We start from the raw sequence: 21,673 nt of genomic DNA, 5'->3' as shown, positions 1-21,673 counted from the left end.
GGTTCGCCGGTACGTTCACTCAGGCGCCGCCTGGTGGTCACCGGCGCGTCACACGAAAGTCGAGTGTCCACCGGAAGGTTCGGCCCATGAACTTGTCGCCCCAACGCCTGCTCGGTGCTCTCGCCGCTGCCACTGTGACGATCGGCCTGGCGGCCTGCGCGCCCCCGGAGAACCAGAGCTCCGGAGAACAGACCGAATCCGGTGTCAACGCCGCCGAAGCCACCTCTGCCGAAGACTTCGGTGGCATGGAAGGGCTGATCGAGGCGGCCAAGGCCGAAGGGGAACTCAACGTCATCGCGCTGCCCCCGGACTGGGCCAACTACGGCGCCGTGATCGAGGCGTTCGGCCAGAAGTACGGCATCAAGGTCAACTCCGCGCAGCCTGATGCCTCCAGCCAGGAGGAGATCAACGCCGCCAATCAGCAGAAGGGCCGCAGCACCGCGCCGGACGTCTTCGATCTCGGACAGGCGGTCGCGCTGGCCAACACCGCGATGTTCGCGCCCTACAAGGTGCAGACCTGGGACGACATCCCCGACGAGTACAAGGAGTCCGACGGCCTCTGGGTCAACGACTATGGCGGCTACATGTCGATCGGATTCGACTCCGCGAAAGTGCCGCCGGTGACCAGCGTCGATGATCTGCTCAAGCCCGAGTACGCCGGCAAGGTGGCACTCAACGGCGACCCGACCCAGGCCGGCGCCGCATTCTCCGGCGTGGTGATGGTGGCGGTGTCCCAAGGCGGCTCCGGCGACGACGTGGCACCCGGTGTCGACTTCTTCCGCAAGCTCAAGGAAGCGGGCAACTTCCTGCCCGTCGACCCGACCCCGGCCACCATCGAATCCGGGCAGACCCCGGTCGTGATCGACTGGAACTACCTCAACGCCGCCGAGACCAAGAAGCTGCCCAGCTGGCAGGTGCTGGTCCCCGAAAACGCCGCCGTGGCCGGTTACTACTACCAGGCCATCAACAAAGACGCCCCACATCCGGCCGCCGCGCGGCTGTGGCAGGAGTTCCTCTACAGCGACGAGGGCCAGAACCTCTGGGCCCAGGGCGGAGTGCGACCGGTGCGGGCCGACGCGATGACCGAGGCGGGCACCATCGACAAGGCCGCGGCAGAACAACTGCCCACCATCGATGGACCCACCACGCTGCTGACCCAGGAGCAGACGGACGCCGCCACCAAGTACCTAGCCGAGAACTGGGCCGCCGCTATTGGTTAAGCGACTGCGTGACTCCCTGCCGCTGCTGCCGTTTTTCGTTTTCGTCGGGATCTTCCTGATCGTTCCCACGGTGACGGTGATCGTCAACGCGTTCATCGGTGAACAGGGTTTCACCTTCGATCTGGTGGCCGCTCTGTTCTCCGATACCGCTCTGACCGCACTGTGGCGAAGCCTGCTCCTGTCGGCGGGTACCGCGGTACTGGGGGCGGTGCTGGGCGCGGTGCTTTCCTGGCTGATCCTGGCCCGGCCCGCCACGTCGATGTTCCGGCGAGCCACTCTGGCGCTGTGCAGCGTGCTGGCCCAGTTCGGCGGGGTGGCACTGGCATTCGCGTTCCTGGCCACCATCGGCCTCAACGGTGTGCTGACGGTGTGGGTGGTGGACATCCTCGGGATCAACCTGGCGGCCGGGGGCTGGCTGTACGGGTTGTCCGGGCTGATGCTGGTGTACACCTACTTCCAGATTCCGCTGATGGTCATCGTGTTCCTTCCCGCACTCGAGGGGTTGCGGGAACAGTGGCGCGAGGCGGCGGTCAGTCTGGGAGCCACCACCTGGCAGTATTGGCGGGAAGTGGCGCTGCCACTGCTCACCCCGGCGTTCCTGGGCGCGACACTGTTGTTGTTCGCCAACGCTTTTGCCGCCTACGCGACAGCGGCGGCGCTGGTGAGTCAGGGCAGCCCCATCCTGCCGTTGCTGATCCGGGCCGCGCTCACCAGTGAGGTGGTCCTGGGGCAGTCCGGCTTCGCCTACGCGCTGGCGCTGGAGATGATCGTGGTGGTGGCGCTGGTGATGGTGGCCTACAACCTGCTGGTGCGACGGACGAGTCGGTGGCTGCGGTGAGTCGGAAATCGGCGACGACGCGGGCCGTACGCGGCACGCTCTGGGTACTGTTCGGGTTGTTCTTCCTGTTCCCGTTGTACGCCATGGCCGACTTCTCGACGCGGAATCTGTTGGGCGAGGGCCGGACTCTGCAGGCCTGGGCCAACCTCGTTTCCGATGAGGCGCTGTTCGATTCGATCATCACTTCCCTGCTGCTGGCGGTGCTGACGGTCGCGGTGATGCTGGTGCTGTTGCTGCCGACGATGATCTGGGTGCGGTTGCGGGCGCCGTGGGCAAGCGGCCTGGTGGAGTTCCTGTGCCTGCTGCCGTTGACCATTCCTGCGCTGGTGATCGTGGTGGGCCTGCGCAATGTGTACCTGTGGGTGACGTATTTCCTCGGGGAATCGGCGCTGACGCTGACGTTCGTCTACGTGGTGGTGGTGTTGCCGTTCGCCTACCGCGCTCTGGATGGCGCACTGTCTTCCATCGACCTACAGACACTGTCGGAGGCCTCTCGATCGCTGGGCGCCGGCTGGCTCACCACCATCACCAGGGTGATCGTGCCGAATGTGTGGTCGGGGGTGCTGGCGGCGGCGTTCATCTCGATTGCGGTGGTGCTCGGCGAGTTCACCATCGCCTCGCTGACGGGGTACAACACGTTGCAGGTGCAGATCGTCGCGATCGGCAAGGCCGACGGGCCCACCTCGGTGGCGGCCTCGCTGGCGGTGTTGTTGTTCGGTTTTGTGCTGCTGCTGGGACTTTCGCTGTTCGGACGGAAGAAGAGGGCATGACGGGCCTGGCTGTTGAACTCAAGAACCTGACCCGGGCCTATGGTGCGGTGAAGGCGCTCGACGGGTTGAGCCTGCACCTGCAACCGGGTGAAATGGTGGCGCTGCTGGGGCCCTCGGGCTGCGGCAAGACCACCGCGCTGCGCATCCTGGCGGGCCTGGACGAGCCCACGTCGGGCACCGTCGAGGTGGGCGGCAAGGACATCACCCGGGTGCCGGCGAACAAGCGTGACATGGGGATGGTGTTCCAGGCCTACAGCCTGTTCCCGCACCTGACCGTCGTCGACAACATCGCCTTCGGGTTGAAGTTGCGCGGAAAAGACAAGCGGCAGCGGATATCCCGAGCCCACGACATGCTCGACCTGGTGGGTTTGTCCGAGCACGCGGAGAAGTACGCGTCCCAGCTCTCCGGCGGCCAACAGCAGCGCGTGGCACTGGCCCGGGCGTTGGCCATCGAACCGCGGGTGCTGCTGCTCGACGAGCCGCTGTCGGCACTGGACGCCAAGGTGCGGGTGCAGCTGCGTGACGAGATCCGCCGCGTGCAGCTCGAGGTCGGCACCACCACCTTGTTCGTCACCCACGATCAGGAGGAGGCGCTGGCCGTCGCCGACCGGGTGGGCGTGATGAGCCGCGGCAAACTGGAGCAGATCGACGCGCCCGCCCAGCTCTACACCAACCCGGCCAGCCCGTTCGTCGCCGAGTTCGTCGGCCTCAACAACAAGATCCCCGCCCAGGTGGGGCAGGGCACTGCGACCGTGCTGGGCAGTTCCATGGCAGCCCTGTCGGGATCGGTGGACGGTGCCGGCGTGGCGATGGTGCGGCCCGAAGCGGTGACGGTGACGGCCGATCCCGCGGGCACCTCGACGGTGGCGGCGGTGGCGTTCCTGGGTCCGATGTCGCGGGTCAGCGCGACGCTGACCGACGGGACACTCGTCGTCGCGCAGATGCCCAGCGCGCACGCGCAGCAGTTCGGCCCCGGCGACCGGGTGTCGGTCGGGGTGTCCCCGGCGCCGGTGCTGGTGGTCGCTAGCTGAGTCCGGAGTGCTCGTAGAACTCGTGGATGTGCCGGGTCACCGCGGCCGTCGCCTCGTCAGGCGAGCAGCGGGCGATCGCGTCCACCACGGTGTGGTGCTCGCGGCGTAGCTTGTCGAGCAATGACGGCCAGTCGGTGACACGGGGGATCGCGGCCACCACGTAGTTCTCGATGGAACTGCGCAGTGACGTCATCATCTGCGCCACCACGGCATTGCCGGACAGCGCTGCGATGGCCACGTGCAGTTCGGCGTCCAGCCGCAGGAATTCGCGGACGTCGATGTCGGGAGCGTCCATCTTCTCGAGCAGCGCCCGAACCTCGTCCAGGGGCGCGTCGGCAAGGGCTGCGCGGGACACCGCCCACGATTCCAGCAGCACCCGCGTCTCTACCACCTGCGCCACCGGGAACGCCCTGGTGGCCACGTGCAGGCGCAGGGCGGCGTCCAGCGGTGCGGCCGGCTCGGCGATCAGGATGGCGCCGGCCTCCTGCCCGGAGCCGACCGAGCGGCGCACCACGCCCATCGCCGCCAGGACCTGCAGGGCCTCGCGGACCGAGCCCCGGGAGACGTTGAGTTGCTCGGCCAGCCCCCGCTCCCCGGGCAACCGCATGCCCACCTGCAGCTCCCCGGCTTCGAGCTGCTGCTCGATGAAGCGCAGGACGATGTCAGTGGCACGCACGTTCGCACTGTACAAGCGATTGAGTGGTAGGAGGTTCGGGTAGAAGGGTGTCATGGAGCTGCCCTTCGATGAGTGGCTGCCGAAACAACGTTGGTACGCCGGGCGCAACCGCACGATGGTCTCGGCGACGCCGGCGGCGGTGACGGCGCTGCGCGACAACTTGGATCTGGCCCTGGTGGACGTCGACTATGCCGAGGGGGCACGGGAGCGCTATCAGGTGTTGGTGGCGTGGGACGCCGCGGCGCCGAACGGCGCGTCGGTGATCGGCGCCGACGGCGTCCGCACCGGATCGGACGCACTTCACGATCCGGCGTCGGCCGCGTTTGTGATGTCTCTTCTGGACACCTCTGCCCGCCGCGGCGACATCAGCTTCGAGCGCGAGCCCAACGTGATGTTGCCCACCGACGCCCCGCCGCGGGTGTCCTCGGCCGAGCAGAGCAACACCAGCGTGATCTTCGGCAAAGAAGCCATGTTCAAGGCGTTCCGGCGCGTCAGCCCCGGCATCAACCCGGACATCGAGATCAACCGGGTGTTGGGCCGCGCCGGCAACGGCAACGTCGCCAAACTGCTCGGCGCCTACGAGACGGTGTGGGACGGTCAGCCCTGCCCGCTGGGCATGCTCACCGATTTTGCGGCCGGCTCCACCGAGGGTTGGGACATGGCCACGGCCAGTTCGCGGGCGCGCTACGGCGGGCAGCCTGGCGGCGACCTGACGGCCGAGACCTACCGGCTGGGCGAGGCCGTCGCGTCGGTGCACAGGGCGCTCGCCGATGAACTGGGCTCGGGCACAGCCGAATTCCCTGTCGATACGGCGCTGTCGCGGCTGGCATCGGCTGCTGGCCAGGTGCCCGCGCTGGCCGAATACCAGCCGGCAATCGAGGCCCGCTTCCGTGCGCTGGCCGGGGTGCCGATGACCGTGCAGCGCATGCACGGGGATCTGCATCTGGGCCAGGTGTTGCGCACCCCCGATACCTGGCTGCTGATCGACTTCGAGGGCGAACCCGGTGCGCCCCTGGAGGAACGTCGCAAACCCGACTCGCCCATCCGCGACGTCGCGGGCATGCTGCGTTCCTACGAGTACGCCGCGTATCAGCCCTTGGTGGGTGACGAGGTGGACACGCAGGCCATCGCGCTGGCCACCTCCTGGGTCGACGAGAACCGTGCGGCGTTCTGCGACGGGTACGCGGCGGTGGCGGGAACCGACCCCCGCGCCGAGCAGGCGCTGCTGGCGGCGTATGAATTGGACAAGGCCGTCTACGAAGCGGCCTACGAATCGCGGTACCGGCCGGATTGGCTGCCGATCCCGCTTCGTTCCATCTCACGTTTGGTGGTCTAGATGCACGCTGCGGTGACCGTCCACATGAATGCGGTTGCCGAGGACGTGTGGAACGTTGTCGCCGACGTGCGCAACACTCCGAAGTTCTCGCCCGAGGTGTTCGAGACCGAATGGCTGGACGGCGCAACGGGTCCGGCTCTGGGTGCCAGGTTCCGCGGCCACGTCAAGCGCAACGAGATCGGTCCCGTGTACTGGACCATCTGCCGCGTCACCGCATGTGAACCCGGGCGCGAGTTCGGCTTCGAGGTACTGGTGGGGGATCGGTCGGTCAACAACTGGCATTACGCCTTCGCGCCTGCGGCCGGTGGTGGCACCGATGTCACCGAGTCGTTCCGGATGACCGAGGGCCTGTTGGCCACCCTGTTCGGCATCTTCGGCGGGCAGCTGCGGACCCGGCGCAACAAGCGGGACATGGCCACCACGCTGCACCGGATCAAGGCTGTGGTCGAGGCATAGCTGTCCTACGGGTCGTCGCCGGGGTCGATGATCCGTTCACCGGTGGTGCAGGTTGTTGGTGCGGGATTGCCCGCCGTCGAGGTGTGGGGGCGGTATCCATTCGGTGACGCCGTCGTCTGGGCGGTTGCGGGTGGTCCAGCCGGTGGTCTCGACCATGCGGTTGTTGGGCCCGCACGCCAATGTCAGGTCGTCGATGTCGGTGCGGCCGCCGTCTTTCCAGTCTTGGTTGGCGTGATGCACCTGGCAGCGGTAGGCGCTGGCGGTGCAGCCGGGCATGGTGCAGCCGCGGTGTTTGGCGAGCAGCATCAGGCGCTGGGCGAGGGTGGCGGTCCTCTTGGCGCGGCCCAGGTGCAGGGGTAAGCCTTTGCCGTCGAATAGGGCCAGCCAGGGCCTCGAGTGGGCGGCGAACTTGAGGACATCGGCGATCGGCAGCCTCGTGCCGCCGGCGGTCAGGCCGTGGCCGATGCTCTTCTCCAGATCGGTCAGGCTGACGGTGATGACCACGTTCGCGGGCAGGCCGTTGATGGTCCCGGTCGGCTGCGTGGTGAGCATGCGTTGGCACAGAGCCAGCAGCGCATCGTGGTTCCGTTTGCCCGTGGTGCGGGTGTCGTTGCGTATCTGTTGCTCGGTGGGTTCACCCTCGAGGCAGGGGGTTTCATCAGCCGGGTTGCACATCCCCGGGGCGGCGTTGCGCTCCAGCAACGGCTCCAGAGTCGCCCACGCCTCCGGCGTCAACAACCCTTCGAAGGGCCGCATCCCGTCCGGGCGCTGCTTACCCACCCGAATGTAGGCCAGGGCCTGGCGATCCTCATCGGAGAGCTCCCCGTCCTGGTTCAGCAGATACAGCATGTGCGCTGCGGCGGCGCGGAACGCCTCAGGCCCCAGCTCGCAAGCATGCTGCGCCAGTTGGGCCTCGGCATTCTGCCTGGTCTGGAAGTCGACGAAGCCGGGCAGCTCACGGAAAAACCACCGGACATGCTTGATGTGCTCGGCGCCGATCAACCCCTGCGCCTGACCGCGCGCGAACGTGGGCATGGAGGGTGACATCGGCTCACCGGTCAGCGAGGTCCGCGGCCCCAACAACGCCGCCTCATCCAACCGGCGGCGCGCCTCAGAGCTGGAGATCCGCAACCGCTGCGACAACACCGCCGCGTAACTCTTCGCACCCAAGGCCACCGGTGAACTCTGAGACGTGATCCGCTGATACACCCGATGATCGAGCACCGGCTGCGCACGAGCGATAGCTTCACGGCGCTGCTGCAGCGCCAACAACTCGGCATCGGAGAACGCGTCGATCGACAGCCTATTCATCTGCGCGGTCAGCTCTTCGATCTGGGTCAGGGCAGCCAGCATCGCCTCCCGGTCTGCGATCGCTGAGCTGCCCATGAATCGAACACTAGGGCTACCCACCGACAAGAATCAGCGCGGTGAGACGTCAGATGACTATGTGGCACATGGGTTTTCACCCGTCATCGAGACTGCACCCAGCGCGAGCCCCACTCGCATTTCTTCGCGCTCAGTGCAGTCTCGACGCAAAGGCTCTACACAATCGTTTCGGTGCAGTAGGTGCGCTCGGGCGACGGGTAGGGCCAGACGAACTGGTTGCCGACGTCCGGGCACACCCTTTTGTCGTGCACGTCGTAACGCTCGTTCACCTGAACCAGCACGCCGCCCGCGGGATTGGGTTCGGCGGTGGCGCAGTCGGCACGTTGCAGCGCGCCGAACGGCAGTTGCATCAGATAGCAGTGCTCGGCCAACAGGTTCGGCACCAGGCACAGCCCGGCGGTGGCCTCGTCGGCGACGTCGCGGTCGAAGCGCTGATACTCCGGCGTCGGGCACTCGTCACCCGCGGCAACCGTCGCACCGATGACATAACTGGGGTCCTCGGTGCATGAGGCCTTGCGGGCCTGAACGTGATTGAGCGCATCAGACGGCACCACCACGCAGTCGCCGACGGCAAAGGAGCGGGCGTGTTCGGTATCGAAGGCGACGCGCGCGCGGTGCAGTGAGCTGACCCCCACCACGGTGGCTGCCGCGACCATGACGGTGACCGCGACCGTGACAACAGTGCGCTCCTGGCGGCGTAGGCGTGGCGTCACGCAAAGAGATTCGCAGACGTTTGCGCCGCTGTCTCGCAAACCCCTTTACATGCCAAAACGCCGTTTTTGTGAACGACACGCCGGTAATTCGTAGCAAAAGTGTGCACAGGCTGCTGTTACGGGTGTGACAGAAGGTGAGGAAGCGACACACCCTGGACCGCAAGTAGTGACCAATGTCACACTCAGGGGAAAGGGGGCATCATGACCGCAACCATCGGACCGGCCGGAATCGCACACCGGGAGAACGGAACGCCGCCGCCTGACGTGCCACTGGCGGAGGTGCGGCTGGACCAGCTCGAGTTCTGGGGGCGTGACGACGACTTCCGCGACGGCGCCTTCGCGACCCTGCGCCGCGAGGCACCGATCAGCTTCCACGACGTCCCCGAAGTGCCCGGCTTCCCCACCGGCGCGGGCCACTGGGCGCTGACAACTCACGAGCACGTGCACCACGCCAGCAGGCACCCGGAGATCTTCAGCTCCGTACCCACCTCCACCGCCCTCAACGACACCCCTGTCGAACTCGCCGAGTTCGTCGGTTCGATGATCAACCTCGACGATCCGCGCCACCAGCGCCTGCGCTCGATTGTCAATCGCGCCTTCACACCGAAGGTGCTCACCCGGATCGAAGAAAGCGTCCGCAACCGCGCCCGCCGCCTGGTGGACGATCTGATCGCCGGGCATCCCGACGGGCAGGCCGACTTCGTGACGGCCGTGGCGGGGCCGCTGCCTTTGCAGGTCATCTGCGACATGATGGGCATCCCGGAAGAGGACGAGCCCAAGATCTTCCACTGGACCACGGTGCTCCTGGGCGCCGGTGACCCCGAAGTGGCACACGACTTCGAGGAAGTGGTGGCGGCGGGTTCCGATCTGGCCGCGTACGGGATCGCGCTGGCCGAATCGCGGCGCTCGACGCCCACCGACGACCTGACGTCCAATCTGGTACACGCGGAGGTCGACGGCGAGCGACTGCATTCCGAGGAGGTCGCCTCGTTCTTCATCCTGTTGTCGGCCGCGGGCAACGAAACCACCCGCAACGCCATCAGCCACGGCATGGTGGCGCTCTCGCGCTACCCCGAGCAGCGCGAGATCTGGTGGAACGACTTCGCCGCCGTGGCGCCCACCGCCGTCGAGGAGATCGTGCGGTGGGCCTCGCCGGTGATCTTCATGCGTCGCAATCTCACCCGTGACATCGAACTCGGCGGGGTAGCCATGCAAGCCGGGGACAAGGTGTCCATGTGGTACAACTCGGCCAACCGCGACGAGCGAAAGTTCGCCAACCCGTGGATTTTCGACGTCACACGCGATCCCAACCCGCACGTCGGCTATGGCGGTGGCGGGGTGCACTTCTGCCTGGGTGCCAACCTGGCCCGGCGCGAAGTGCGGGTGGCCTTCGACGAGTTGCGTACCCGGGTGCCCGACATCGTGGCGGTCGAAGAGCCCGCCATCCTGACGTCGGCCTTCATCCACGGGATCAAGCGATTGCCGGTGGCCTGGACTCCGCCTCCGGGGTAGGCCGCGCCGGTCGGTAGTTTTGCCGTCGATGGCTCTGCACCTCCACCGCGCGCAACGCACCGATCTCCTGGCCGACGGACTCGGCGAACTGCTGTCGGTACCCCTGGCCGATCCGTTCGCCCAGGAACTGGTGCTGGTCCCGGCCCGGGGTGTCGAGCGCTGGCTGTCACAACGGCTGTCCCACCGGCTGGGGCGCGGTGGAGCGCAGGACGGCGTGTGTGCCGGGGTGGCGTTCCGCTCGCCCCGGGCGCTGATCGCCGAGATCACCGGCACCGCCGACACCGATCCCTGGGCGCCGGATGCCATGGTGTGGCCACTGCTCGACGTCATCGATGCCAACCTCGACCAACCGTGGTGCCGGTCGCTGGCGACCCACCTCGGGCATTTCCACACCGGAAACGAGGCGACGCTGCGCCGCGGCAGGCGCTACGCCACCGCGCGCCGGTTGGCCGCTCTGTTCGCCTCCTATGCCGCGCAACGCCCGCAGATGCTGGCCGAATGGAACCGCGGCGCGGGCACCGTCGACGCCGACCTGCAGTGGCAACCCGAACTGTGGCGGGCGCTGTGCGCACAGATGCCGGTGCCCACGCCGGTGCACCGGCACGTCGACACTCTGGGCCGGCTCTACGAGGGCCCGGCGGACCTGCCGCAGCGGCTGTCGCTGTTCGGTCACACCAGGCTCTCGACCACCGATCTGGAACTGCTGGAGGCGCTGGCCACCCACCACGATCTTCACCTGTGGCTCCCGCATGCCAGCGATGCGCTGTGGGCCGCCTTCAGCGACTCGCCCGGACCGATACCCCGCGCCCAGGACGAAAGCCGCCGCGACGCCAGGCACCCGCTGCTCGCAACCCTGGGCCGTGACCTGCGGGAGCTGCGCCGCAGCCTGCCCGCGGCGGCCACCGACGAACACCGCCCCGGGCCCGGGCACCCGGACACCCTGCTGGGGTGGCTGCAGGCCGACATCGCCGCCAACCGACTCTCGCCCGCGCGCCGCACCCTCGCCGACGACGACCACTCGGTCCAGGTGCACAGCTGTCACGGTGCGGCGCGCCAGGTCGACGTCCTGCGCGAGGTGCTGCTGGGCCTGCTCGCCGACGATCCCACCCTCGAACCCCGCGACATCCTGGTGATGTGCCCGGACATCGAGACGTTTGCCCCGCTGATCGTCGCCGGCTTCGGTCTCGGAGAGGTCGCAGGCGACCTGCACCCGGCGCACCGGCTGCGGGTCCGGCTCGCCGATCGTGCGTTGGTGCAGACCAATCCGCTGCTTGCCGTGGCGGATCAGGTACTCGGCCTGGCCGACGCCCGTGCCACCGCCAGCGACGTGCTGAACCTCGCCGAGGCGGCGCCGGTGCGGGCCCGGTTCGGGTTCACCGATGACGATCTGGAGGCGGTCACCGCCTGGGTGCGCGACGCCGGAATCCGCTGGGGGATCGACAAGGATCACCGCCGCCGTTTCGGACTGGACACCTATGTGCAGAACACCTGGCGGTTCGGCATCGACCGGGTGCTGGCCGGGGTGGCCATGTCCGACGATGCTCACGCCTGGCTGGCGACCACCCTGCCCCTGGACGACGTGGGCTCCAACAAGGTCGAATTGGCCGGCCGGCTGGCCGAATTCGTGGACCGCCTGACGTGGGTGGTCGACGGCTTGACCGGCACCCGGCCGCTGCGGGAGTGGATCGACATCCTGCGTGCCGGGGTGGATCTGCTGACCCGCGCCGACGGCGACGACAGCTGGCAGACCGGCCAGCTGCAGCGTGAGTTCGCCGACATCCTGGACCGGGCCGGATCGCATGTGGGCATCCCGTTGCAGCTCAACGATGTTCGTGCTCTGTTGCATCGCCAGCTGGCGGGCCGGCCGACCCGGGCGAATTTCCGTACCGGCACCCTGACCGTGTGCACCATGGTGCCGATGCGGTCCATCCCGCACCGGGTGGTGTGTCTGGTCGGTCTCGACGACGGGGTGTTCCCCCGGATCGATCTGACCGACGGTGACGACGCGCTGGCCCGCAGCCCCATGACCGGGGAGCGCGACATCCGGTCCGAAGATCGGCAACTGCTGCTGGACGCGGTGCTGGCGGCGACCGAGAAGCTGGTGATCACCTACACGGGTGCCGACGAGATCAGCGGCCACCGCCGTCCGCCTGCGGTGCCGCTGGCCGAGGTGCTCGATGCGCTGGACCAGACCACCGGTGCGCCGGTGCGCAGCAGGATCCTCGTCACACACCCGTTGCAGCCCTTCGACATCCGCAACGTCACGCCGGGCGCGCTGGGGGTTCCCACCCCGTTCACCTTCGACCCCACCGTGCTCACCGCCGCGACGGCGGCGGCGGGGACGTTGAGTGAACCGACACCGTTTCCCACCGGGCCCCTGGTGCCGCCCGCCGGAGGGGACGTCGCGCTGGTAGACCTGGTGAAATTCGTGAAGAACCCGGTCCGAGCGTTCTTCACGTCGTTGGACATGGCGCTGCCCCGCGACGAGGACAGTCTGTCCGACGCGATGCCCATCGAGCTCGACGGGCTGCAGCGTTGGCAGGTGGGCGAGCAGATGCTGACCGACCTGCGGGCGGGCAAGGACCTGAACTGGGTGCTGCAGTCCGAATGGCGCCGCGGCACACTGCCGCCCGGTCAACTCGGCTGGCGGCTGGCCAAGAGCATCCGGGACCAGGCCGAGATGCTCGCCCGGGCGGACGCCGCTTACCGGGAGTTGACACCGCACGCCGTCGACGTCGACGTCGACCTCGGTGACGGACGCCGACTCACCGGCACCGTCACTCCGGTGTACGGCACCACGGTGGTGGCCACCACCTTCTCCCGGCTCGACGGCCGGCATCTGCTGGAGCCGTGGGTCCACATCCTGGCGCTCGCGCTGACCGAACCCGGGTACGACTGGACGGCCGTGTGCACCGGCCGATCCGGTGACGGGGTGTTGACCCGGATCTTCGGGGTTCCGGCCGGCGGCGCCGAGGCGGTCCTGAAAGACATTGTGGCCCTCTACGATCAGGGTCGTACCGAGCCGCTGCCGCTGCCGATCCGGACCTCCTACACCTGGGCTGAGAACCGGTTCCGCCACCGCGATCCGTGGCCCGCGGCGCAGCGCACCTGGCGCAGTAAGTTCGGCGGCGACCAGGACGACGTGGCGCATGTGCGGGTGTGGGGCGGCCCCCCGGCGCCGTTCTCCGCGCTGACGGTGCCGCCGCGGCCCGGTGAAGAAGTCGACGGTGAGGACACCCGCCTGGGTGCGTTCACGGCCCGGTTGTGGGGACCGTTGCTGGCGGCGGAGCGGAGGCAGCGATGACCCGGCCCTTTGATCTGCTGGGATCGCTGCCCGCGCCGGAATCGACGACGGTGCTGGAAGCCAGCGCCGGAACCGGCAAGACGTTCGTGTTGGCGGGGCTGGTGACGCGCTATCTCGCCGAGACCGACGCCACTCTCGACGACATGCTGCTGATCACCTTCAGCCGCGCGGCCACCGCTGAGCTGCGGGAGCGGGTGCGTGAACAGATCGTGGCCGTGGTGGCCGCCTTCGACGGGGCCGACGTGCCGCGGACCGACCTGATCACTCATCTGCTGACCGCGCCACCCGACGAGCTGGCGGTCCGTCAGGCCCGGTTGCGCACCGCCTTGGCGGAATTCGACTCCGCCACCATCGCCACCACCCACGAGTTCTGCCGACTGGTGCTGACCTCACTGGGGGTGGCCGGGGACAGCGACGCCGGGGTGGCGCTGGTCGAGGACCTCGGCGAGCTGGTCCGCGAGATCGTCGACGACGTATACCTGCGCCGTTTCGGAGGTCTGGCCGACACCCCGCCGCTGAACCGCGATGACGCGCTGCGGCTGGCCACGGCCGTGGTGGACAAGGCGGGCACCGAACTGCACCCTGCCACACCCGAGCCGGGCTCGGTCGCCCACGCCCGCGTGGAGTTCGCCCGGGATGTCCTGGTGGAGTTGGAGGTTCGCAAGCGGCGCCTGGGCATCATGCACTTCGACGACCTGCTGTCGCGGCTGGCCGAGGCGCTGGAACCCGAGGAATCCCCCGCCCGGGAGCGGATGCGCCAACGGTGGAGCATCGTGATGATCGACGAATTCCAGGACACCGACCCGGTGCAGTGGCAGGTGGTGGACCGGGCCTTTCGCGGCCACACCACGCTGGTGCTGATCGGCGACCCCAAGCAGTCCATCTACGCGTTCCGTGGCGGCGACATCGACGCCTACCTCGACGCGTCCCGCACCGCGGGTGAGAAGTTCACGCTCGCGACCAATTGGCGCAGCGACAGTGCCCTGGTGGACAGCCTGCAGGCAGTGTTGGGTGGTGCGGCCCTGGGCGATCCGGCGATCGTGGTCCACCACGTCGAGGCCGCCCATTCGGAGCACCGCCTGGCCGGCATGCCCCACCCTGCGCCGTGGCGCCTGCGCGTTGTCTCGCGGCAGGCGTTGGGCTACAACAAAACCCAGAGCATCCCCATCGAGGAAGCGCGCACCCACATCGCAGCCGACATGGCGGCCGACATCGCCGGCACGCTGGCTTCCGGTGCCACCTTCGACGGCCGAGCGCTGCGGGCCGGCGACATCGCGGTGATCGTCGAGAGTCACGCCGACGCCCGCCGCTGCCAGAGTGCGCTGGCGCAGGTCGGGGTGGCCGCGGTGTACACCGGCGACTCCAACATCTTCGCCTCCGAGGCGGCCGCAGAGTGGTTGGCTTTGCTCACCGCATTCGACCAGACGCACCGTAGTGCCCTGGTCCGGGCGGCGGCCGTCACCTCCTTCTTCGGCCACACCGTGGAAGACCTGGCGCAGCAGGGAGATACGCTGACCGACCGGGTGGCGGCCACCATCAGGATCTGGACCGACCACGCCCGCACGCGAGGGATCGCGGCAGTGTTCGAGGCTGCCAACGTCGCCGGAATGAGCCGCCGGGTGCTCGGCCGGCGCGGCGGTCAGCGGCTGATGACGGATCTGGCGCACGTGGGCGAGATGTTGCTCGACGTCGGCCATGAGCGCCGGTTCGGTGTCCCCGCCCTGCGGGACTGGTTGCGTGAGCAGTGCACCGACGCCTTGCCGAAGGCACGTGTCGCCGAACGGAACCGGCGCCTGGACAGCGACGCCGCCGGGGTTCAGATCATGACCGTGTGGGCCAGCAAGGGGCTGCAGTTCCCGGTGGTCCATCTGCCGTTTCACTTCAACCGCTATGTGGGTACCGCCGATGTGGTCACCTACCACGACGAGCTCGGCCGCCGGTGCACCTTCATCGGCGGGGAGACGGCGCGCGACTTCGGCGACGCCGCCGATGCGGCCCGGGCCGAGGACACCGCGGAGCGGCTACGACTGGCTTATGTCGCCCTCACCCGCGCCCAGTCACAGCTCGTCACCTGGTGGGCACCCACCAAAGACGAGGTGAACGCCGGTCTGTCCCGCTTGCTGCGCGGCCGCGACCACGGTGCCGCCGAGGTGCCCGACAGCTGCACCCGGGGGGTCACCGATGCCGACGCCCAGGCCTGCTTCGCCGCCTGGTCGCAGCGCGGGGGCCCGGTGGTCGAGGAGTCGGTGATCCTCGGCGCCTCCGTTCTCCCGGCTGTGGAGACGCCAACCGGCCTGGGGGTGCGGCACTTTCACCGCAGCATCGACACCGGGTGGCGGCGCACGTCGTACTCGGGGCTGGTCCGGGCGGCCTGGGCCGAACCCGGCGGGGTGGGAAGTGAGCCGGAGGCCGGACCCAAAGACGATGAGGTCGAGGAGATTCCCACCACACCGGCTGCGACAGCAGGCGCCGAGGTGATCTCGCCGATGGACACCTTGCCCGGCGGCACCGCGTTCGGATCGCTGGTGCACGCGGTGCTCGAGACCGCGGATCCCGATGCTGCGGACCTGACCGCCGAACTGGCCGCCGAGGTGACCAGGCATGCGGCGTGGTGGGGTGTGGAGGCCACCGCCCAGGAGGTGGCCGACGCGCTGCTGGCCGTGCACGCCACGCCGCTGGGGCCACTGGCGCCCGGGCTCACCTTGCGCGACGTGCCGCTGACCGACCGGTTGAGCGAGTTGGATTTCGAGATGCCCCTGGCCGGTGGTGATGTCGCACCCTCGACCGACGCCGAGCCCACCTTGGCCGACATGGCGGCGTTGGTGCGTCAGCACCTGCCGGCCGGGGATCCGATGGCCGTGTACGCCGATCGGCTGTCCGGGCCGCTGCTCGGCGCGCAGTCGTTGCGCGGCTATCTCACCGGGTCCATCGACGTGGTGCTGCGGGTGCACGACGGGGACCAACCCCGCTATCTGGTGGTGGACTACAAGACCAACCGCCTCGGGGAGCCGGGCCGGCCGTTGACGGCAGCCGACTACGCCCCCGAGCAGCTGGCCGCAGCGATGCTGCATTCGGACTACCCCTTGCAGGCGCTACTGTATTGTGTTGTTCTGCATCGCTTTTTGCGCTGGCGGCAGCGTGGCTACCAGCCGGAGCGGCATCTGGGCGGGGTGCTGTATCTGTTCCTGCGCGGGATGTGCGGAGCCGCGACCCCGGTATTCGACGGCCATCCCGCCGGGGTGTTCAGCTGGCAGCCGCCCGCGGCACTGGTGCTCGCCATCTCGGATCTGCTGGACGGGGTTCGGCCATGACCGATCTGTACGAATGGCGTCGTGTGCACGGCGCTCGGGGGCTGCTGCGCCAGTTCAACGACGCCGGTGTGCTGGAGGCCGCCGATGTCCACGTGGCGATGCGGCTGACCGAGCTGGCCGGCGAAACCGACGAATCCGTGGCGCTGGCAACGGCACTGGCGGTGCGCGGGCTGCGCGGCGGGTCGGTGTGCGTGGACCTGTCGACCGTCCGGACCGACACCGCCACAGACGCCGAGGTGGCATTGCCGTGGCCAGAGGTGACACCGTGGCTGGAGGCCGTGCGGGCCAGCCCGTTGCTCGGCGCGCCGCCGGTCCTGCGACTCTACGACCGGCACCTGCTGTACCTGGACCGCTACTTCCGCGAAGAGGAGCAGGTGTGCGCCGATCTGCTGGCCACCCGCTCTCCCGAGGTGCCGGTGGCCGAGGCCGCGCTGGCCGCGGGGCTGGACCGGGTGTTCCCGGCGGGCGTCTACCCCGAGCAACGTGCGGCCGCCCAGATCGCGTTGTCGCAGTGGACAACCGTTCTGACCGGCGGTCCCGGCACCGGAAAGACCACCACCGTGGCGGGGTTGTTGGCGCTGCTGGCCGAACAGGCCGAACTGACCGGGCACACCCGGCCCCGGATCGCGCTGGCGGCGCCCACCGGCAAGGCATCGGCGCGGTTGCAGCAGGCGGTGCAGGCGCAGATCGACCACTTGGCGCCCCAGGACCGGGCTCGGCTCTCGGGGCTGCACGCCGTCACCCTGCATCGGTTGCTCGGTCGGTCGTGGAAGAACTCCGGCAGGTTCGTCCACAACCGGGCCAACCGGTTGCCCTACGACGTCATCGTGGTCGACGAGACGTCGATGGTACCGCTGACCATGATGGCGCGGTTGCTCGAATCGGTCCGTCCGGCAACACGATTGATCCTGGTGGGCGATCCGGACCAGTTGGCCTCGGTGGAGGCGGGGGCGGTGCTGGCCGACCTGGTGGACGGTCTGGGTGCGCGCCGTGACCTGCAGGTGGCGGCGTTACGCACGTCGCACCGGTTCGGCGAGTCCATCGGCGCTCTGGCCGGCGCGGTGCGCCGCGGCGACGGCGACGAGGTACTCACGCTGCTGCGCTCGGGAAACGAACACATCGAGTTCATCGAGGAGCGTTCGGCGCAGCTGCGCGACATCCTGGTGAGCCACGCCCTGCAGGTGCGCGCGGCGGCACTGCGCGGCGATGCCGGGGACGCGTTGGCGGCGTTGGAGTCCCACCGATTGCTCTGCGCGCACCGGGAGGGTCCACACGGGGTGCGGCACTGGAATCGGCAGATCGAGCGGTGGCTCGCGGAGGAGACCGGCGAGGGCCGCTGGGCCGACTGGTACGCCGGCCGGCCGGTCCTCGTGACCGAGAACGACTACGGGCTGGGGCTGTACAACGGTGACACCGGCGTGACGGTGCGGGCCGGTGATCAACTGCGGGTGGCACTCGGGGGTGCAGGCGCAGTGGTGGAGTTCGCAACCAGCCGCCTGGCCCATGTCGAGACCATGCACGCGCTGACCATCCACAAGAGCCAGGGCAGCCAGGCCGACGACGTGACCGTGCTGCTGCCGTCGGAGGACTCGCGGCTGCTGACGCGCGAGCTGTTCTACACCGCGATCACCCGCGCCACCACGCGGGTTCGGGTGGTGGGTACCGAGGCGGGCGTGCGGGCGGCACTCGCCCGGCGGGTGGTGCGGGCGACGGGTCTGCGGCAACGGCTGGCGCAGTAGCGCGACACGTAACCTGTTGCGGCGACACACCGGCAACGGGCGCAGGCGTTTACGTCTCGACGACAGTGGCCCCCGTCGGTTGACGGGGGCCACTTCGTGCCGAGATGTGATCAGGCAGCCGGCTGCGGCGCGTTGAGCACCTTCTGCATGTCCGGGATCATCTGCTGCAGCTGCTGGCCCCAGTACCCCCAGCTGTGGGTGCCGTTGGACGGGAAGTTGAACACCCCGTTGCGGCCACCCTGGGCGATGTACTTGTCCCGGAACGCCAGGTTGGTGCGCAGGGTGAAGCCCTCCAGGAACTGCGCGGCCATCAGGTTGCCGATGTTGCCCGCGGCATCCAGATCCGACGGGCTGCCGGTGCCGCAGTAGATCCAGATGCGGGTGTTGTTGGCCACCAACCGGTCGATGTTCACCATCGGGTCGTTGCGCTTCCACGCCGGATCCGAGGACGGGCCCCACATGCTGTTGGCGTTGAAGCCGCCGGCGTCGTTCATCGCCATCCCGATCAGGGTCGGCCACCAGCCCTCGGACGGGTTCAGGAAGCCCGACAGCGAGGATGCGTAGATGAATTGCTGCGGATGCCAGATGGACAGGGTGAGCGAGGCCGACCCGGCCATCGACAGGCCGACGGCCGCATTGCCCGTCGGCGAGATGCCCTTGTTGGCCTGCAGATAGGTGGGCAGCTCCTGGGTCAGGAAGGTCTCCCACTTGTAGGTGTAGTTCTGGCCGTTGCCCTGCGACGGCTGGTACCAGTCGGCGTAGAAGCTGGACTGGCCGCCCACCGGCATGATCGCCGACATGCCCGAGTTCTCGAACCACTCGAATGCCGGGGTGTTGATGTCCCAGCCGTTGAAGTCATCCTGGGCACGCAGGCCGTCGAGCAGGTAGACGGCCTTGCTGCCGCCGGGCTGGAACTGCACCTTGATGTCGCGTCCCATCGAGGGGGACGGCACCATCAGGTATTCGACGGGCAGGCCCGGCCGGGAGAAGGCCCCGGCGGTCGCCGATCCACCGGCGATCCCGATCAGGCCGGGCAGCGCGGCGGCTGCGACGCCCGCGACCGCCAGTCGCTTTGCCGTCCCGCGCAACTTCTCTACGAACTTCACGACAGGGCTCCTCCATGACTCAGTGACTTACAGGCTTGTGACTCGTGTGACGAAAGTGAATCATGTGGTTTCCGCTGGAACCGTCTCAGAAACCGGTTTCCGCAGTCGCGGTTGGACAACGATTGAATGTCTGCCCGGAGGCCCAATCGACACCGGGTTGTTATCCGCACCGGGCGCGTCGGCGCAGCGTGGGGTCAGTCGTGCCCCAGCGACGCTGTAGCGCGCCGGTGTCCCACCAGCTCGTAACCGAGCACCGTCACGGCTGGGGCCAGGGTGACCACCAACAGGCAGACGGCCATGTCAACGCCTGTGCCCGCCAGTATCACCGCACCGGCCAGCACCAATCCGGCCACCGTCAGCAGGCCCGCGTGGAAGAGGTCGAAATGGCCTACCAGCAGCACGTAGAGCGCGCAGATCAAGACCAGGTAAACCCCCACCGGAATGGCGACCGCCAGCACCGTCGCCATCGAGTCCAGCGTCGAATGGCGCTCCAGGTAGTACGCGGCGGCGTGCAGTCCGGCGCCGGTGGCAACGATGGAGCCGAACACCAGGATGTGCGAATAACCCCACGGGAACGAGCGCTCGCGGCGGGCGTGCAGCAGGTCGGCGGTGGGAATCACGAAGTACACCCACCACATTCCGAAGGTCAGCCCGATCCCGGCAATGACCACCGACGCCGCGTCGAAGGTCCACCCCTGGTCGTGCACCACCGCGGTCAAGGTGGCCACCGTGCCGATCACCCCTTCACCCAGAGCGATGATCACCAGAAGGCCGTAGCGCTCGGCGATGTGGTGCGAGTGCCACGGAGTACCGCCCATCCGCTTTTCGGCCAGCCACGGCCCGCTCATTTCGACCAGCGTCATCGCCGCCACCAACAGGAACGTCGTCGGCACCGAGGTGTCGACCACGATGACCGCGATCCAGCCCACCTGCGCGACGGTGATCGAGACGGCATAGGTCAGGCAGGCGCGCCGGCGGGTGGGGTCCTGCCGCGCCGCACGCAGCCACTGCAGGACCATCGCCACGCGCATCACCACATAACCGGCCACCAGAACCCGATTGTCGACGTGCCGACCCTCGTAGATCGAGGAGTACACCGGCGGAATCCCCAGTGCCAGAACAACAACACCGACCATCTGCAGCATGGTGGTCAGGCGGTAGACCCAGTCGTCGGTGTCGTAGGCCGAAGCGAACCAGCTGAAGTTGATCCAGGCCCAGCTCACCGCGAAGGTGGCGAAGGCGAACCCGGCCAGCCCCGCGCCGAGGTGGTTCTCGGCCAGCATGTGCGCCAACTCCGACGCGGCCACCCCGAAGGCGATGACGAACGTCAGGTCGAACAGCAATTCCAGCGGTGTCGCCACCCGGTGCGCCTCGTGGGGGTCGCGGCCGGACATCACCTGAAGACGATGAGCAGGGGTGATCACCGGCTCATCGTGACAGGTGGCGCGGTCAGATGCGGAGCGTCACTCGTCCGGTTCGGGATCGGGTCGCGTCCAGCCCAGGATCATCGCCGGTGAGCAGCCACCGGCGAGCATGGCCGTCAGCGTCATCAGGCCGCCGGCATACGCCATGTTCTGGTCGGTGCCGCCGGTGATCACCGAGCCGAAGATCAGGTAGAACGCCGCGAGCAGGACCAAGTTCTGGGTGATGGTCAGCCCGATGGAGCGGGCGCTGTTGCGCTGCGCGATCTCGAACTCGTCCAGGACTCCCCGTGGTGCGTCGCCGCGGCGGCCGGACACGATCTGCAGTGCGGTCCACAGTGGAAAGAACACCAGGCATGCGGGCAGCCAGAGCAGCGGCGCCCACTGCACGCCGGCGGCGCACGCCACGCTCACGGCGAGCATGAACACCAGGGTCGCGACGAGCAGGCCGACCAGCAGGCGGCGACGGCTTCGGGTGCGCCAGCCGGGCAGCCAGGTCGCCCAGGCGCGTTCCTGTTTGAGGAATCGACTGGTGCGGTAGTTCTGGTAGCGCTCGATCAGGTCTGTGTCAGGCATGCGATCCCCTTCTGTACACCTCGGCGGACAGCGGTGTGAACTCCGTGCGGGAGAACACCGCTTCGACGGGTAGGTCGAACACGTCGCAGATCCGGAAGGCCAGATCGAGGCTGGGGTAGTGATCGCCCCGCTCCAGCGCGCCGACGGTCTGCGGGTTGACCTCGATTCGGTCCGCCAGTTCGGCCCGGCTCATGCCACGCTCGGCGCGTAGCACGCGGATTCGGTTGTGGATGGGGAGAGTGATCCCCCGCTTCACCGGACTCACCTAACCGAGTGTT

Annotated in this window: 17 protein-coding genes; 10 read left to right on the top strand and 7 right to left on the bottom strand. The window is 68.3% G+C overall.

All coding sequences use genetic code 11. From position 1 onward, the window contains the following. Nucleotides 1-86 precede the first annotated feature (86 nt). From G6N58_RS06220 to G6N58_RS06205, 4 genes are all read left to right on the top strand, one after another. Nucleotides 87-1,220: an ABC transporter substrate-binding protein gene (locus G6N58_RS06220; protein WP_115279339.1), complete on the top strand. Its 1,134-nt coding sequence runs from the start codon at nt 87-89 to the stop codon at nt 1,218-1,220. Beyond that, nucleotides 1,213-2,058: an ABC transporter permease gene (locus tag G6N58_RS06215; RefSeq protein ID WP_068919052.1), complete on the top strand. Its 846-nt coding sequence runs from the start codon at nt 1,213-1,215 to the stop codon at nt 2,056-2,058. The genes G6N58_RS06220 and G6N58_RS06215 overlap by 8 nt, the downstream gene beginning before the upstream one ends. 83 nt (nt 2,059-2,141) lie before the next feature. Then, nucleotides 2,142-2,828: an ABC transporter permease gene (locus tag G6N58_RS06210; RefSeq protein ID WP_172545102.1), complete on the top strand. Its 687-nt coding sequence runs from the start codon at nt 2,142-2,144 to the stop codon at nt 2,826-2,828. Then, nucleotides 2,825-3,859, top strand: a complete 1,035-nt coding sequence (locus G6N58_RS06205) for an ABC transporter ATP-binding protein (protein ID WP_115279341.1) — start codon at nt 2,825-2,827, stop codon at nt 3,857-3,859. Before G6N58_RS06210 ends, G6N58_RS06205 begins: the two co-directional genes overlap by 4 nt. Here G6N58_RS06205 and G6N58_RS06200 read toward each other — a convergent pair. Then, nucleotides 3,852-4,535, bottom strand: coding sequence for a FadR/GntR family transcriptional regulator (locus G6N58_RS06200; protein WP_115281752.1), 684 nt, complete (start codon nt 4,533-4,535; stop codon nt 3,852-3,854). The two genes, G6N58_RS06205 and G6N58_RS06200, sit on opposite strands and share 8 nt — an antisense overlap. Nucleotides 4,536-4,587: 52 nt before the next feature. Between G6N58_RS06200 and G6N58_RS06195 the strand changes: the two genes are divergently transcribed. Together G6N58_RS06195 and G6N58_RS06190 are read left to right on the top strand one after the other, a co-directional pair. Beyond that, complete coding sequence (locus G6N58_RS06195) at nt 4,588-5,871, top strand: maltokinase N-terminal cap-like domain-containing protein (protein ID WP_115279342.1); 1,284 nt, start codon at nt 4,588-4,590, stop codon at nt 5,869-5,871. Then, the gene (locus tag G6N58_RS06190) at nt 5,872-6,327 is read left to right on the top strand and encodes an SRPBCC family protein (RefSeq protein WP_068919048.1); all 456 of its coding nucleotides are present in this window, start codon (nt 5,872-5,874) and stop codon (nt 6,325-6,327) included. Nucleotides 6,328-6,363: 36 nt separating this feature from the next. On the opposite strand, the gene G6N58_RS06185 is transcribed toward G6N58_RS06190, so the two are convergent. Then, nucleotides 6,364-7,713, bottom strand: a complete 1,350-nt coding sequence (locus tag G6N58_RS06185; RefSeq protein ID WP_115279343.1) for an HNH endonuclease signature motif containing protein — start codon at nt 7,711-7,713, stop codon at nt 6,364-6,366. A 155-nt stretch (nt 7,714-7,868) separates the two neighbouring features. Beyond that, nucleotides 7,869-8,426 (bottom strand): hypothetical protein, encoded by a 558-nt coding sequence (locus G6N58_RS06180; protein ID WP_232067750.1) that lies wholly within the window; start codon nt 8,424-8,426, stop codon nt 7,869-7,871. 201 nt (nt 8,427-8,627) lie between these two features. Here G6N58_RS06180 and G6N58_RS06175 point away from each other — a divergent pair, with 201 nt between their 5' ends. From G6N58_RS06175 to recD, 4 genes are read left to right on the top strand one after another with little or no spacing between them, the layout of a single operon-like run. Then, a complete protein-coding gene (locus G6N58_RS06175) occupies nt 8,628-9,938 on the top strand; it encodes a cytochrome P450 (protein WP_115279344.1) in 1,311 nt (436 codons plus the stop codon). A 28-nt stretch (nt 9,939-9,966) separates the two neighbouring features. Continuing rightward, on the top strand, nt 9,967-13,242 hold the full coding sequence (gene recC / locus G6N58_RS06170) for an exodeoxyribonuclease V subunit gamma (protein ID WP_115279345.1): 3,276 nt from the start codon (nt 9,967-9,969) through the stop codon (nt 13,240-13,242). Then, entirely contained in the window at nt 13,239-16,553 is a 3,315-nt protein-coding gene (locus tag G6N58_RS06165) for a UvrD-helicase domain-containing protein (RefSeq protein ID WP_115279346.1), read from the top strand. Before recC ends, G6N58_RS06165 begins: the two co-directional genes overlap by 4 nt. Further along, a complete protein-coding gene (gene recD, locus G6N58_RS06160; protein ID WP_115279347.1) occupies nt 16,550-18,292 on the top strand; it encodes an exodeoxyribonuclease V subunit alpha in 1,743 nt (580 codons plus the stop codon). Before G6N58_RS06165 ends, recD begins: the two co-directional genes overlap by 4 nt. A 110-nt stretch (nt 18,293-18,402) precedes the next feature. On the opposite strand, the gene G6N58_RS06155 is transcribed toward recD, so the two are convergent. The 4 genes from G6N58_RS06155 to G6N58_RS06140 form a co-directional block, all read right to left on the bottom strand. Further along, entirely contained in the window at nt 18,403-19,398 is a 996-nt protein-coding gene (locus tag G6N58_RS06155) for an esterase family protein (RefSeq protein ID WP_115279348.1), read from the bottom strand. Between the two features lie 194 nt (nt 19,399-19,592). Next, entirely contained in the window at nt 19,593-20,792 is a 1,200-nt protein-coding gene (locus G6N58_RS06150; RefSeq protein WP_115279349.1) for a low temperature requirement protein A, read from the bottom strand. Between the two features lie 69 nt (nt 20,793-20,861). Then, a complete protein-coding gene (locus G6N58_RS06145; protein ID WP_115279350.1) occupies nt 20,862-21,395 on the bottom strand; it encodes a hypothetical protein in 534 nt (177 codons plus the stop codon). Beyond that, the gene (locus G6N58_RS06140; protein ID WP_068919036.1) at nt 21,388-21,660 is read right to left on the bottom strand and encodes a helix-turn-helix transcriptional regulator; all 273 of its coding nucleotides are present in this window, start codon (nt 21,658-21,660) and stop codon (nt 21,388-21,390) included. Before G6N58_RS06140 ends, G6N58_RS06145 begins: the two co-directional genes overlap by 8 nt. Nucleotides 21,661-21,673: the final 13 nt, after the last annotated feature.

The sequence above is a fragment of the Mycolicibacterium tokaiense genome (genome assembly GCF_010725885.1).
GTDB lineage: Bacteria > Actinomycetota > Actinomycetes > Mycobacteriales > Mycobacteriaceae > Mycobacterium > Mycobacterium tokaiense.
The sequence above is the reverse complement of the archived record's forward strand: the minus strand, read 5'-3'. Positions and strand labels throughout refer to the sequence as shown.

Coding starts and splice junctions, on each gene's coding strand:
- G6N58_RS06185 (WP_115279343.1), bottom strand. CDS start 7,713: ATGGGCAGCTCAGCGATCGCAGACCGGGAGGCGATGCTGGCTGCCCTG.
- recC (WP_115279345.1), top strand. CDS start 9,967: ATGGCTCTGCACCTCCACCGCGCGCAACGCACCGATCTCCTGGCCGAC.
- recD (WP_115279347.1), top strand. CDS start 16,550: ATGACCGATCTGTACGAATGGCGTCGTGTGCACGGCGCTCGGGGGCTG.
- G6N58_RS06195 (WP_115279342.1), top strand. CDS start 4,588: ATGGAGCTGCCCTTCGATGAGTGGCTGCCGAAACAACGTTGGTACGCC.
- G6N58_RS06220 (WP_115279339.1), top strand. CDS start 87: ATGAACTTGTCGCCCCAACGCCTGCTCGGTGCTCTCGCCGCTGCCACT.
- G6N58_RS06150 (WP_115279349.1), bottom strand. CDS start 20,792: ATGTCCGGCCGCGACCCCCACGAGGCGCACCGGGTGGCGACACCGCTG.
- G6N58_RS06165 (WP_115279346.1), top strand. CDS start 13,239: ATGACCCGGCCCTTTGATCTGCTGGGATCGCTGCCCGCGCCGGAATCG.
- G6N58_RS06190 (WP_068919048.1), top strand. CDS start 5,872: ATGCACGCTGCGGTGACCGTCCACATGAATGCGGTTGCCGAGGACGTG.
- G6N58_RS06145 (WP_115279350.1), bottom strand. CDS start 21,395: ATGCCTGACACAGACCTGATCGAGCGCTACCAGAACTACCGCACCAGT.
- G6N58_RS06175 (WP_115279344.1), top strand. CDS start 8,628: ATGACCGCAACCATCGGACCGGCCGGAATCGCACACCGGGAGAACGGA.
- G6N58_RS06205 (WP_115279341.1), top strand. CDS start 2,825: ATGACGGGCCTGGCTGTTGAACTCAAGAACCTGACCCGGGCCTATGGT.
- G6N58_RS06210 (WP_172545102.1), top strand. CDS start 2,142: ATGGCCGACTTCTCGACGCGGAATCTGTTGGGCGAGGGCCGGACTCTG.